Source organism: Blastococcus sp. SYSU DS0617, from assembly GCF_054051075.1.
Genome location: NZ_JBJHAO010000008.1, coordinates 127,229 through 139,190, shown reverse-complemented (window position 1 = coordinate 139,190; position 11,962 = coordinate 127,229). Strand labels below are relative to the sequence as shown.

Below are 11,962 nucleotides of genomic sequence, written 5' to 3'. Positions count from 1 at the left end.
GTCAGGCGATATCGGCGAGCTTGGTGCGCAGGTGGAGCACCGCCTTGGTGTGCAGCTGGCAGATGCGGCTCTCGGTGACGCCCAGGACGCGGCCGATGTCGGCGAGGGTGAGGCCCTCGAAGTAGTAGAGGGAGACCACGACCTTCTCCCGCTCGGGGAGCTGCTCCACAGCACGGGCCAGCAGCTGGCGGGCCTCGCCGTTCTCGGCCATCGCCTGCGGGTCGAGCGCGCGGGTGTCCTGGAGGGTGTCACCGAGGCGAGGCGAGCCGCCGTCGTCGTCGGTGAGCAGCTCGTCGAGGGCGACGACGTTGACCAGGGACAGCTGGCCGAGGAACTTGCGGATCTCCTCGACGTCCATGTCCATGGCGTCGGCGACCTCGTCGTCGGTCGGCGTGCGGTGCAGCCGGGCCTCGAGCTCGGCGACGGTGCGCTCGAACTGACGGGCCTTCATGCGCACCGACCGCGGAATCCAGTCGGTGTTGCGGAGCTCGTCGATGATTGCGCCGCGGATGCGGGCCATCGCGTAGCTCTCGAACTTGACCTCACGGGTCGGCTCGTAGCGAGTGATGGCGTCGATGAGGCCGAACGTGCCGTAGGAGACCAGGTCGGCCTGCTCGACGTGGCTGGGCAGACCGCTGCCCACCCGGCCGGCAACGTACTTGACCAGCGGTGCGTAGTGCAGGATCAGCCGATCGCGCAGGCCCGGGTCGCGGTCGGCCACGTACTGCGCCCACAGCTGCGCCACGAAGGCGTCGGCGTCCTCGGCCGCCTCGTCGATCCGGGAGATCGTTGCCTCAGGCACGGTGGCCCTCCTCGCTCGCGCTGCGGGCTCGCGCCCCGTGGTTCCGGCTCATGGTGGCTGCCGCCTGTTCCGTCTCCATCAAGCCGCTGCTCAGGCCCGGGGATGAGCTTGGGTGTGGACGGCGCGGAGCCGCTCGACGGTCACGTGCGTGTAGATCTGCGTCGTCGCGAGGCTAGCGTGGCCGAGCAGTTCCTGAACGGACCGGAGGTCCGCGCCGCCCTCGAGCACGTGGGTCGCCGCGGAGTGCCGCAGGCCGTGCGGGCCGATGTCGGGAGCCCCGGGTGCGGCTCCGACGGCCGCGTGCACGACGCGGCGCGCCTCGCGCGCGTCCAGCCGCCGCCCGCGCACGCCCAGCAGCAGGGCCGGGCCGGACCCGGCGACCGCAAGCGCCGGCCGGCCCCGGGTCAGCCAGGCGTCGATCGCCGCCTCTGCCGGGAGTCCGTAGGGCACGGTGCGCTCCTTGCGCCCCTTGCCCAGGACCCGCAGCACCCGGCGCCCGCGGTCGACGTCGTCGACGTCCAGGCCGACGAGCTCGCTGACCCGGATCCCGCTGGCGTACAGGAGCTCGAGTACGACCGCGTCCCGCAGCCCCACCGGCTCCTCCGCCCCGGCGGCCGATTCGACGACCGCCCGGGCCTGGTCGGGAGCCAGCACGTCGGGCAGGGTGCGGTGCGCCTTCGGGCTGACCAGCCGGAGGCCGACGTCCTCGGTGGTGAGCTCGGCCCGGCGCAGCCAGCGGGTGAACGACCGCGCAGCCGCGGCGTGGCGGGCGGTGGTGGCCCGGCTGTGCCCCTTCGTGCGCCCCTGGGCGAGCCAGCTGCGCAGCACGGGCAGGTCGAGGTGGTGCGGCTGCTCGCCGCCGCGTCGCGCCAGGTGGTCCAGCAGGCCGACGACGTCGGTGACGTAGCCGCGGACGGTGTGCTCGGACAGGTCCCGCTGGCCCCGGAGGTGGTCCTCGTAGCCGGCCAGCACCTCGGCCAGGGCAGGGGGCAGGGCGGCGCGCGCCTCTGCCGTCCCCGTCGCCATGCGGGAACCGTCCGTCGGCGCACGCGACCGGTCAAGGCGCCGCGCCGGGCCGGCCCCTGCCGCGTGTCGCCTCGGGCGGGGGCGCGACGCGCCAGCCGGTGCCGGTCCACTGCACGAGGTCGGCCAGTTCGAGGGCCGGCAGGACGCGCAGCACCTCGAGGACGTCACAGCCGGCGACGGCGGCCAGCCGCTCGGGGCTCACGCCCACCCGCACCGGGCAGGCGTCGAGGATCCGGGCGGCGACGTCGGAGAGCCCGTCACGCACGGATGCCGGCCGTGGCACGGGATCAGCCAGGTCGGAGCCGATGTCACCCACGGCCTCGATGACGTGCGCGGCCGAGGTGACCAGCCGGGCGCCCAGGTGCTCGTCGCGGAGCAACTCGTGGCAACCGACGCTCATGGCCGACGTCACGGGGCCGGGGACGACGAGCACCGAGCGGCCGAGGTCCTGAGCCCGGCGTGCCGTGGCCAGCGCCCCCGAGCGCGCCGCCGCCTCGACGACGACGGTGCCGCGGGTCAGGGCGGCGATCAGCCGGTTGCGGACGAGGAAGCGGTGCCGCAGCGGCGCGGAGCCCGGCGGCCACTCGCTCAGCAACAGGCCGGTCTCGGCGATGCGGTGGAAGAGCGCGCCGTGCGCGGCCGGGTAGGGGCGGTCGACCCCGCAGGACAGGACCGCGATCGTCGGCGCCTCGGCGGCCAGCGCACCGCGGTGCGCGGCGGCGTCGATGCCGAAGGCGCCGCCCGAGACGACGGCCCAGCCCCGCTCCCCCAGCTGGTGCCCCAGCTCGGCGGCGACGTGCTCCCCGTAAGCGGTCGAGGCCCGCGACCCGACGACGGCCACCGAGCGGTCGGCCATCTCGTCGAGCCGGCCCGGTCCGCGGACCCACAGCGCCAGCGGCGGCACCGGTGCCTTCGTCCGGTCGGACTGGTCGCGCCGATCGGTCGGTTCGCCGGCGACCGCCAGCATGAGCGCGCGCAGTGGCAGGAACGGCCACTCGTCGTCCTCGGGGGTCACCAGACGCGCACCGCACCGCTCGGCCCGCTGCAGGTCGGCCAGGGTCGCGTCCTGCCCGGCGCGCGCGCCGACCAGCGAGCCCAGTGAGTCCGGGGCGGCTCCGCTGCGCAGCCGCTGCACCGCCTGCACCGGACCGAGGTGGTCGACGTAGCGCCACAGGTCGACGGTGCCCGGCTCGACCGCGCGGCTGAGCCAGGCCCGCGCCCGGCGCACGCCCGGGTGCCGGGGGTCGCCTCCCGCCGCGGCCGCATCCTCGAGGTCCTCGTCCAGCGTGGTCATGCCGCGGCCCGCTGCAGCCGCATGCCGAGCGCCTCGGCCACGTCGTCGGCACCCGGCACGGTGCGGCCCGCCAGGTCGGCCAGGGTCCAGGCCACCCGCTGCACGCGGTCGAAGCCACGGACCGACAGCGCGCCCCGCTCCAGCGCCCGTTCCGCCAGCGCCAGCGACGCCCGGGGCGGGGCGAAGCGCTCCCGCAGCAGCCGGCCGGGCACCTGGCTGTTGAGCGTCAGCCCGGTGCCGGCCAGTCGCTCCGCGGCCACCGCCCGCGCCTGCCGCACGCGGCAGGCGACGACCTCCGTGGACTCCGGATCCCCCAGCCCGTCGAGCCAGGCCGCCCGCGCGACCGGCGGCAGCTCCACGCGCAGGTCGATGCGGTCGAGCAGCGGGCCGGACAACCGCGACCGGTACCGGCGCCGCTCGACCGGAGAGCAGGTGCATGCCGTGTCGCCGGCCGCACTGGCACAGGGACACGGGTTGGCGGCCAGGACCAGCAGGGCCCGGCACGGGAAGGTGGCCGAGCCCGCGGCCCGGTGGATGGTGACCTGACCGCGCTCCAAGGGCTGCCGCAGGGTGTCGAGCACCGCCCGCGGGAACTCCGGGGCCTCGTCCATGAACAGCACGCCACGGTGCGCCCGGCACAGCGCGCCCGGGCGGATCTGACCCGAGCCACCGCCGATCAGCGCCGCCATGGTGGCCGAGTGGTGCGGCGCCTCGAACGGCGGCCGGGTGAGCAGGGGCGCCCCGGCCGGGAGGCTGCCGGCGATCGAGTGGACCGCGGTGACCTCCAGCGCCCCCTCCTCGTCCAGCGAGGGCAGGAGCCCGGGCAAACGCTCGGCGAGCATGGTCTTGCCCGCGCCCGGCGGCCCGGCGAGGAACAGGTGGTGTCCGCCGGCCGCCGCCACCTCCACCGCCCGGCGCCCGGTGGACTGCCCGACGACGTCGCGCAGGTCGGGGCCGCCGACCGGCTGGGGCCGCGCTCCTCGGGCGTGCGGTTCCAGACGCGTGCGGCCGGCCAGGTGGCCGACCAGCTCGGCGAGCGAGCCGACCGCGAGCACCTCCACGCCCTCGACGAGTGCCGCCTCGTCGGCGTTGGCGGTGGGCACGACCACCTGGGGGTGCCCGGCCCGTGCCGCGGCGAGCACGGCGGGCAGCACGCCGCGGATCGCGCGCACCGACCCGTCCAGGCCGAGCTCGCCGAGGAGCACGAGCCGCTCGACCGACTGCGCCGGCACCGCACCGGCGGCCGCCAGGACGGCGGCGGCCAGCGCGAGGTCGAAGCCACTCCCCTGCTTGGGCATCGACGCCGGCGAGAGCCCGATGGTGATGCGGCGCAGCGGGAACTCACCGCCCGCGTTGACCACCGCGGCCCGGACCCGGTCCACCGACTGGCGCACCACGGCGTCCGGCAACCCGACGAGCACCACGCCCGGCACCCCGGCCGCCATGTCCACCTCGACCTCGACGAGGGCCCCGTGCACACCGGGCAGGCCCACCGACCAGGTGCGGGCCAGCGTCATGTGAACGCCGCCCGCAGGTGCGTCACCCGGGCCGGCTCGCCCGGGCGCACGAGCACACCGACGACGTCGAACCGCAGATCCGGCGCGTGCTCGTCGTGGGCGGCCAGCCAGCGCTGCGCGAGGAGCCGGAGCCGGCGCTGCTTGGCCGGGGTCACCGCCTCGACGGGATGGCCGAAGCCGACGCCCCGCCGGGTCTTCACCTCGCAGAAGACGATGGCTGCGCCCTCGCGGGCGACGATGTCGAGCTCGCCGTCGCGGCAACGCCAGTTGTGGTCGAGCAGCCGGAGGCCGACGTCGGTCAGGTAGGCCGCGGCGATGCGCTCACCGCGACCGCCGAGTTCCAGGGTGGTGGGCACGGCCCCACCGTCGTCCGCAGCCCCGCGCCCGCCCAGAGGCCGGCCTCGACTGTGGACGCCGACCGGCGCTGTGGACGGGCTACCGGGCGGGCCTGCCCGACCGGGCTACCGTTCGGCGCATGTACGTCGAGACGGTCGTGCAGATCAACGACCGGGACACCTACCAGGCCAGCGTCCGGCTGCGCACCGCCGTCGTCTCCAACCGGCCGCCGATCGACGCCCTCGTGCGCTTCTCCCCCGCCGGCTGGCTCACCATGAAGCCGCTCGCCGGGGGCAAGGTCGTCGTCGTCTCGGCCGCCGAGGTCTTCGACGTCACCAACCTGGAACGCGTGCAGGCCCTCGACCAGTAGCGCGGGTCAGGCGCGGGGCGGGGTGTCCGGCAGCTCGAGGTCGGGCTTGTCGAGCTCCTCGACGTTGACGTCCTTGAACGTCAGCACCCGGACGTTGCGGACGAACCGGGCCGGCCGGTACATGTCCCACACCCAGGCGTCGGAGAGCTTCAGCTCGAAGTAGACCTCTCCCCCGGCCTCGCGGACCTGGAGGTCCACGGAGTTGGCCAGGTAGAACCGCCGCTCGGTCTCCACCACGTAGGTGAACTGGCGGACGATGTCCTTGTACTCGCGATAGAGCTGCAGCTCCATCTCGGTCTCGTACTTCTCGAGATCCTCGGTGCTCATCGGTCCTCGGTGCTCGTCGCTGGCTCGCAGGACACAGGGCGCATGGGCCCATCATCGTGCATGCCGCCGCCGCCCGGCAGCCGGTGGACCCGCCCGGCGTGCGCGTCCCGCGCCCGGGCCACGTTGACGAAGCGCATCCGGTGCGCAGGACTGGGCCCGTGCCGCTCCAGGGCCGCGGTGTGCACGTCGGTGATGTAGCCCTTGTGGCCGGCGAAGTCGTACTCCGGCCACCGCTCGTGCAGCTCCACCATCACGCGGTCCCGGGCCACCTTCGCCAGCACCGACGCCGCGGCGACGCACGCCGCCACCCGGTCGCCCTTCCACACGGCGAGGCCGGGCCGGGCGAGGCCCGGGACCGGGAAGCCGTCGGTGAGCACGTAGTCCGGTTCGGGGTCCAGGGTGCAGACCGCCCGGCGCAGGGCTTCGAGGTTGGTGACGTGCATGCCGCGGGCGTCGAGCTCCTCCACCGGGATCTGCACGACCGACCAGGACACGGCCCGGTCGATGATCTCGGCGTGGACGCGCTCGCGGGCGGCGGCGGTGAGCAGCTTGGAGTCGGCGAGCCCGGGCACCCGCCCCCGCTTGCCTGCGGGCAGCACGCAGGCGGCGGCGACCAGCGGCCCGGCGCACGCGCCGCGGCCGGCCTCGTCGGCACCGGCCACGGCCGAGAACCCGCGGCGGCGCAGCGAGCGCTCCATGTCCCAGAGCGCGTCGGGGCGTTCCTCGCCGACGACCGGCCGGCGCCCGCGGAGCACCGGTGCGGCGGAGGAGTGAACGGGTCGAGCAGCCATCGGGCACCGACCCTACGACGCCGGGGAATGCCTCCGGGGACCGGACACCGGCAGGCGCACGAAACACGCAGGGCCGGCCCTGGGAAGGGCCGGCCCTGCGCGCGGAGGAACACTCGGAGGGGGCGGGAACGCCCCGGGACGTCACAGCTCGACGGGAACCTCGGGCTCCTCGGCGCGCACGGCGCCGTGGGCGCCGCAGCTGCACACCGGGTTGCGCGAGGACAGCACCAGCGAGACGGCGTGCGCACGGTCGCGGGCACCCAGCTTGCGCAGGATGGCCTTGACGTGGCTCTTGACCGTGTCCTCGCTGATGAACAGGTTCCGGCCGATCTGCCGGTTGGACTGGCCCTGCAGCAGCTCGTCCAGCACGTCCTGCTCGCGCCGGGTCAGCGGCACCTCGGGCGTGAAGGGCTTGGCAGCGGGGGTGGCGGAGGGCTCGACCCGGCGGATCTGCGGGTCGACGACGGTCCGGCCGGCGCGGGCGGCCAGGATGGCCCAGCCCAGCAGGGTCGGCGACGTGTTGATCATGAGGTAGCCACCGACACCGGCGGCGAGTGCCTCGTTCACGACGGCCGGGTCCTCGGACGTGGCCAGGGCGACGATGGCGACCCGGGGGAAGCGACGGCGCAGGTCGCGGCAGGCGTTCAGGGTGGCGGCGCGGCCGGACCCCAGCTCCACCACGACGGCGTCGGGACGGGCCGTCTCGGCCAGCGTCATCGCGCGGCGCAGCTCGCCGGGGGTGCCGACGGACTGCATGCCCGCGGTCTCGTTGATCATGCTGACCAGGCCACGACGCAGGACGGGCGCGTCGGCGAGGAGGAGCACGCGGGTGACCCCGCGGGCGGTGCTCGCCATAGGTGCAGACACAACAGACTCCGTTTCACTCCGAATTGCTTGCACAACCTCCATCGGACGGGTGAAACGATTACTTGAACACTTCGGCGACATTTTTCTGATTGGTGTTCATGTCACCCATTCTTGCGAGCCCCGTCACACGCGTAACGACAGCAATGCACCGACGGTCACCGTGCGACCCATTCCGGAATGTCGATGGCCGAACGACATCGGAGGCGCACCGTGGCACGGTGCGCCTCCGATGGAGAGGAAACGGGTCAGCGGCGCCGGTGCCGGCGCCAGGCCACGATCGGCACGGCACCGGCCAGGCCCAGCGCGGAGGAGGCGACCAGGTCGGGTTGCACGCCCGTCGCGCCGCCCTCGACCCCCGCGGACGCGGCTCCGACGTCCTGGATGTCGGGTGAGCCGACCAGCCCCCAGCGGCTCACCGGCCAGACGATCACCGCGGCCTTGCCGATGACGTCGTCCACCGCGATGGTGCCGGAGTACCGGTCGTCCATGTGCGCCTTGGAGTCCGCCGAGGCCGAGCGATGGTCGCCCATGACCCACAGCCGCCCCTCGGGCACGGTCACCGGGCCGAAGCCGCGCAGCTCGATGGGGGTGTTCTCGAAGATGTAGGGCTCGTCGAGCGGTTCACCGTCGACGGTCACCCGGCCCTCGACGTCACAGCACTCCACGGTCTGGCCACCGACGGCGATCACCCGCTTGACGTAGTCGTCCTCGCTCGGCGGGGCGACGCCCACGGTGCGGCCGAGCCACAGCATGGCGCCGGTGAACCAGTTCGCCGGCTCGGCGACCGAGACCTCCGGGCTCCACGTGTCCGGACCCTCGAACACGACGACGTCGCCGGGTTCGGGCTCGCCGAACCAGTACGGCACCTTGTTCACCAGCACCCGGTCGCCGGTGCAGCCGGGACAGCCGATCAGCGTCTGCTGCATCGAGCCCGACGGGATGAAGAACGCCTGCACGAAGAAGGTCTTCACCACCAGGGCGAGCACGAAGGCCACGACGAGCAGCACCGGCAGCTCGCGCAGCAGCGAACCCTTCTTCGCGTCGGCTCGGCGGTTCCGGCGCGCCGCGCGGCCCGACGACTCGGTCGCCTGCTCCTCCCCAGCGCCGGTACGGGCATCGCGCTGCGGGTCGGGCTCCCCCGGGACGACGTCGGCGGGCCCCCCGGGCCGTTCACTGCTCATCACGAGCAGCGTACGGCGCGGAGGGCCCGCCGGAGACGCAGACGGGCGGAGCGACCGCCCGGGATGTCAGCGCGGGTCAGCGCGTGACGGCCTCGCGCTTCTCCTTGATCTTGGCGGCCTTGCCGCGGAGCTCGCGCAGGTAGTAGAGCTTGGCGCGACGGACGTCACCGCGGACCAGGACCTCGATCTTCTCCACGACCGGGGTGTGCACCGGGAAGGTGCGCTCCACGCCGACGCCGAAGCTGACCTTGCGGACCGTGAAGGTCTCGCGGATGCCCCCGCCCTGGCGGCGGATGACGACACCCTGGAAGACCTGGATGCGGGAGCGGTTGCCCTCGACCACGCGGACGTGCACCTTGACGGTGTCACCCGGGCGGAACGTCGGGATGTCGTCGCGCAACGAAGCGGCGTCGAGTGCGTCCAGGGTGTTCATCTCGGCAGTCCTCATGTTCTGGCAGTGGCGAAGTCAGCGGTGCGGACAGCGGAGCGCCCCGGCTGTCCGTTCCCGGGAGCTGCGGGCTCCTCGGAGGAACTCCCGTCGACCCAGCCGACGGCGCGCAGCAGTGCTCTACTGTGCCACATCTTCACGTGACGATGCGCGGCACCCCGGTCCACCGACCGGCCAGCAGCGCCGGGAGCAGCCCGGCCAGCTCGCGCGGGGCGAACTCCTCGGTGCTCGCCGCGATCTCGCCGGCCGTCCACCAGCGGTGCGGCTCGTCGCCCAGCACCTCGAGCTCCGTGCGGCCTCGCGCGTCGACCTCGTGCACGACGTCGCGGAGCACGAAGTACGTCTCGCGGTTGTCGTAGTCCACGCCGTCGAAGGGGCCCACGAAGCGCCGGAACCACACCGGTCCCTCCAGCGCGGCCGGGTCGACCTCCAGGCCGATCTCCTCGGCGAGCTCCCGCACCGCGGCGGTGCGCAGCGACTCCCCCGCCTCCACGCCCCCGCCGGGGGTGTACCAGAACAGGACGTCGCCGGGCGGCACGTCGAGCGCGGTCAGCCGGGCGCCCAGCAGCAGGACCCGGCCGGCCGGGTCGAGGACGACGACGCGGGCCGACGGCCGCACCAGCGCCTTGCCGGGCACGCCGCTCAGCGACCCTCGAGCGCCGCGCGGTCCGCGTCGCCCAGCGCGCCGTCGGGCAGCGCCGCCAGCAGGTCGGGACGGCGCTCCACGGTGCGCCGCAGGGATTCGGCGCGGCGCCAGCGGTCGATCGCGGCGTGGTCCCCGGACAGCAGCACCGGCGGCACCTCGCGCCCCCGCCAGGTGGCCGGCCGGGTGTAGGAGGGCCCCTCGAGCAGGCCGTCGGCGTGCGAGTCGAACTCCACGGACTCGCGGTTGCCCACGACGCCGGGGAGCAGCCGGGTGACCGCCTCCACCATGACCAGCACGGCCGACTCGCCGCCGGCCAGCACGTAGTCGCCGATGGAGACCTCGGACACCGGCCCGGCGTCGGCGGCCCAGTCGGCGACCCGCTGGTCGATGCCCTCGTACCGGCCGCAGGCGAACACCAGCCCGGGCTCCGCGGCCCACTCGGCCGCGAGCGCCTGGGTGAAGGGGCGACCGGCCGGCGTGGGGACGACCAGCCGGGTGCCCCGAGGCCGCACCGCTTCCAGGGCCAGGGCCCACGGCTCCGGCTTCATCACCATGCCGGGGCCGCCGCCGTACGGGGCGTCGTCGACGGTGCGGTGCACGTCGTCGGTCCACTGCCGCAGGTCGTGCACCCCGATGCTGACCAGGCCGCGTTCGGCGGCCTTGCCCAGCAGCGACTGGCGCAGCGGCGCCAGGTACTCGGGGAAGATGGTGAGGACGTCGATGCGGAAGGCGCCGCTCAACGCCTCCCGTTCGCTTCCGCGGGCCGCTCCGCTCCTCGCTCGTTCCTCGCTGCGATGCTCACGCCCCTGTTCGCTCACAGGTCCAGCAGCCCCTCGGGCGGGTCGACGGCGAGGTAGCCGCCGGCCACGTCGACCGTCGGCACGATCGCCGCGACGAACGGGATCAGCACCTCACCGCCCTCGCTCCGGCGCACCACGAGGAGGTCCTGCGCCTCGTGCCGGACGGCGGTGACCTGACCGATCACCGACTCGTCGGGCAGCCGCGCGCTCAGGCCGACCAGCTGGTGGTCGTAGTAGGAGTCGGGCTCCTCGATCTCGGGCAGCTCCGCCACCGGGACCAGCAGCATGGTGTTGCGCAGCGAGTCGACGGCCTCGCGGGACTCGTAGACCTCGCCGGAGGGGGCGGCCAGCTGGAGCAGCAGGGTGCCGCTGTGCCAGCGCTTGTCGACGACGGTCAGCGGGCCGCGCCCGGCGGGGTCGGTGCGCAGCACGGCGCCCGGCGCGAAGCGGACGTCGGGGTCGTCGGTGCGGACCTCGACGGTCGCCAACCCACGGACACCGTGGGGCCGGCCGATGCGGCCGACCACCACGGTGTCCGTGAGGGAGTCGTGCGGTTCGCTCAAGGCGTGGAGCTCAGCGCCCGTCGGTGTCGACGACGTCGACCCGCAGGCCGCGTCCACCGACACCGGTCATCACCTGGCGCAGCGCCTTGGCGGTACGACCGCCGCGGCCGATGACCTTGCCGAGGTCGTCGGGGTGCACCCGGATCTCGAGGGTCTTGCCGCGGCGGTTGGTGAGCAGGTCGACCGCCACGTCCTCCGGGTGGTCGACGATGCCCTTGACCAGGTGCTCGAGCGCGTCTTCGAGCACGTCTTACTCGGCGGGCTTCTCGGCCGGGACGGCGTCCGCGCCCTCGGGCGCGGGAGCCGGGGCGTCGGCGATGGCGGCCTCGACGGCCGGAGCCTCGGCGGCGGGTGCCTCGTCGGCAGCAGCGGCCTTCTTCGGCGCGGCCTTCTTCTTGGCGGTCGTCGCGTCGGTGGTCGGCTCGTCCATGCCGGAGCGCACGGCGGCCTCGTAGAGGGCCTTCTTGTCCGGCTTGGGCTCGGCGACCCGCATGGGCGGCGGCGCGGCCTCGCCCTTGAACTTCTGCCAGTCGCCGGTCACCCGGAAGATGGCCGCGACGGCCTCGGTCGGCTGCGCGCCGACACCGAGCCAGTACTGCGCGCGCTCGCTGTCGACCTCGATGAAGGAGGGGTCCTCCTTCGGGTGGTACTTGCCGATCGTCTCGATCGAGCGGCCGTCACGCTTGGTGCGGGCGTCGGCGACGACGATGCGGTAGTACGGCGCGCGCATCTTGCCCAGGCGCATGAGCTTGATCTTGGTGGCCACGGTGTGTGGTGTTCTCCTCGAACGCTGTGTGGTTGCTCGCCGGCCGAACGCGTGGGGGTACGCCGGGGCGGAGCGATGGACACGGCCGGAAACGGTGAGAGGGCCGCCACCGCCGTGTTCGACCCGCCATTGTGCCAGATCGCGGACGGGGCGCTGTCGCCAGCACCGGTCCGACGCCGTCCTCCCTCACCGCAGCGCGTCCTCCCCCACCGCACACCGTGAGGGAGG

The 11,962-nt window shown here is 74.2% G+C and carries 16 protein-coding genes; 1 reads left to right on the top strand and 15 read right to left on the bottom strand.

The features are described from left to right. Nucleotide 1: 1 nt before the first annotated feature. The 5 genes from whiG to ACI793_RS11225 all read right to left on the bottom strand — a co-directional run bounded on the left by whiG (nt 2) and on the right by ACI793_RS11225 (nt 4,995). Entirely contained in the window at nt 2–802 is an 801-nt protein-coding gene (whiG, locus tag ACI793_RS11245) for an RNA polymerase sigma factor WhiG (protein WP_456606457.1), read from the bottom strand. A gap of 90 nt (nt 803–892) precedes the next feature. Further along, on the bottom strand, nt 893–1,828 hold the full coding sequence (locus ACI793_RS11240; protein WP_456606456.1) for a tyrosine recombinase XerC: 936 nt from the start codon (nt 1,826–1,828) through the stop codon (nt 893–895). A gap of 31 nt (nt 1,829–1,859) precedes the next feature. Next, nucleotides 1,860–3,122 carry a DNA-processing protein DprA gene (gene dprA / locus ACI793_RS11235; protein ID WP_456606455.1) on the bottom strand — a complete coding sequence of 421 codons (1,263 nt, stop codon included), beginning with the start codon at nt 3,120–3,122 and terminating at the stop codon, nt 1,860–1,862. Then, on the bottom strand, nt 3,119–4,639 hold the full coding sequence (locus ACI793_RS11230) for a YifB family Mg chelatase-like AAA ATPase (protein WP_456606454.1): 1,521 nt from the start codon (nt 4,637–4,639) through the stop codon (nt 3,119–3,121). The genes dprA and ACI793_RS11230 overlap by 4 nt, the downstream gene beginning before the upstream one ends. Further along, nucleotides 4,636–4,995 (bottom strand): YraN family protein, encoded by a 360-nt coding sequence (locus ACI793_RS11225; RefSeq protein WP_456606453.1) that lies wholly within the window; start codon nt 4,993–4,995, stop codon nt 4,636–4,638. The genes ACI793_RS11230 and ACI793_RS11225 overlap by 4 nt, the downstream gene beginning before the upstream one ends. Before the next feature lie 119 nt (nt 4,996–5,114). On the opposite strand from ACI793_RS11225, the gene ACI793_RS11220 reads away from it, so the two are divergent. Then, nucleotides 5,115–5,345, top strand: coding sequence for a hypothetical protein (locus ACI793_RS11220; protein ID WP_456606452.1), 231 nt, complete (start codon nt 5,115–5,117; stop codon nt 5,343–5,345). A gap of 6 nt (nt 5,346–5,351) precedes the next feature. Here ACI793_RS11220 and ACI793_RS11215 read toward each other — a convergent pair whose 3' ends face one another. The 10 genes from ACI793_RS11215 to rpsP form a co-directional block, all read right to left on the bottom strand. Next, a complete protein-coding gene (locus tag ACI793_RS11215) occupies nt 5,352–5,672 on the bottom strand; it encodes a DUF2469 domain-containing protein (RefSeq protein ID WP_456606451.1) in 321 nt (106 codons plus the stop codon). Continuing rightward, complete coding sequence (locus ACI793_RS11210) at nt 5,669–6,463, bottom strand: ribonuclease HII (RefSeq protein WP_456606450.1); 795 nt, start codon at nt 6,461–6,463, stop codon at nt 5,669–5,671. Before ACI793_RS11210 ends, ACI793_RS11215 begins: the two co-directional genes overlap by 4 nt. 141 nt (nt 6,464–6,604) lie before the next feature. Then, a complete protein-coding gene (locus ACI793_RS11205) occupies nt 6,605–7,330 on the bottom strand; it encodes a response regulator transcription factor (protein ID WP_311346017.1) in 726 nt (241 codons plus the stop codon). A 245-nt stretch (nt 7,331–7,575) separates the two neighbouring features. Beyond that, complete coding sequence (lepB, locus tag ACI793_RS11200; protein WP_456606449.1) at nt 7,576–8,511, bottom strand: signal peptidase I; 936 nt, start codon at nt 8,509–8,511, stop codon at nt 7,576–7,578. A gap of 76 nt (nt 8,512–8,587) precedes the next feature. After that, entirely contained in the window at nt 8,588–8,944 is a 357-nt protein-coding gene (gene rplS / locus ACI793_RS11195) for a 50S ribosomal protein L19 (RefSeq protein WP_456606448.1), read from the bottom strand. Between the two features lie 151 nt (nt 8,945–9,095). Further along, the gene (locus ACI793_RS11190; protein WP_456606447.1) at nt 9,096–9,596 is read right to left on the bottom strand and encodes an NUDIX hydrolase; all 501 of its coding nucleotides are present in this window, start codon (nt 9,594–9,596) and stop codon (nt 9,096–9,098) included. Between the two features lie 5 nt (nt 9,597–9,601). Further along, nucleotides 9,602–10,345, bottom strand: coding sequence for a tRNA (guanosine(37)-N1)-methyltransferase TrmD (gene trmD, locus ACI793_RS11185; RefSeq protein ID WP_456606446.1), 744 nt, complete (start codon nt 10,343–10,345; stop codon nt 9,602–9,604). A gap of 74 nt (nt 10,346–10,419) precedes the next feature. Continuing rightward, a complete protein-coding gene (gene rimM / locus ACI793_RS11180) occupies nt 10,420–10,968 on the bottom strand; it encodes a ribosome maturation factor RimM (RefSeq protein WP_456606445.1) in 549 nt (182 codons plus the stop codon). 10 nt (nt 10,969–10,978) lie between these two features. Beyond that, nucleotides 10,979–11,215, bottom strand: a complete 237-nt coding sequence (locus ACI793_RS11175) for an RNA-binding protein (protein WP_091980387.1) — start codon at nt 11,213–11,215, stop codon at nt 10,979–10,981. A gap of 3 nt (nt 11,216–11,218) precedes the next feature. Beyond that, complete coding sequence (gene rpsP, locus ACI793_RS11170; protein WP_456606444.1) at nt 11,219–11,734, bottom strand: 30S ribosomal protein S16; 516 nt, start codon at nt 11,732–11,734, stop codon at nt 11,219–11,221. Between the last annotated feature and the right edge of the window lie 228 nt (nt 11,735–11,962).

What these genes read in the sequence shown, in the direction of transcription:
- rplS (WP_456606448.1), bottom strand. Translation starts at nt 8,944, where the DNA reads ATGAACACCCTGGACGCACTCGACGCCGCTTCGTTGCGCGACGACATC.
- ACI793_RS11230 (WP_456606454.1), bottom strand. Translation starts at nt 4,639, where the DNA reads ATGACGCTGGCCCGCACCTGGTCGGTGGGCCTGCCCGGTGTGCACGGG.
- dprA (WP_456606455.1), bottom strand. Translation starts at nt 3,122, where the DNA reads ATGACCACGCTGGACGAGGACCTCGAGGATGCGGCCGCGGCGGGAGGC.
- ACI793_RS11210 (WP_456606450.1), bottom strand. Translation starts at nt 6,463, where the DNA reads ATGGCTGCTCGACCCGTTCACTCCTCCGCCGCACCGGTGCTCCGCGGG.
- ACI793_RS11240 (WP_456606456.1), bottom strand. Translation starts at nt 1,828, where the DNA reads ATGGCGACGGGGACGGCAGAGGCGCGCGCCGCCCTGCCCCCTGCCCTG.
- lepB (WP_456606449.1), bottom strand. Translation starts at nt 8,511, where the DNA reads ATGAGCAGTGAACGGCCCGGGGGGCCCGCCGACGTCGTCCCGGGGGAG.
- ACI793_RS11220 (WP_456606452.1), top strand. Translation starts at nt 5,115, where the DNA reads ATGTACGTCGAGACGGTCGTGCAGATCAACGACCGGGACACCTACCAG.
- ACI793_RS11215 (WP_456606451.1), bottom strand. Translation starts at nt 5,672, where the DNA reads ATGAGCACCGAGGATCTCGAGAAGTACGAGACCGAGATGGAGCTGCAG.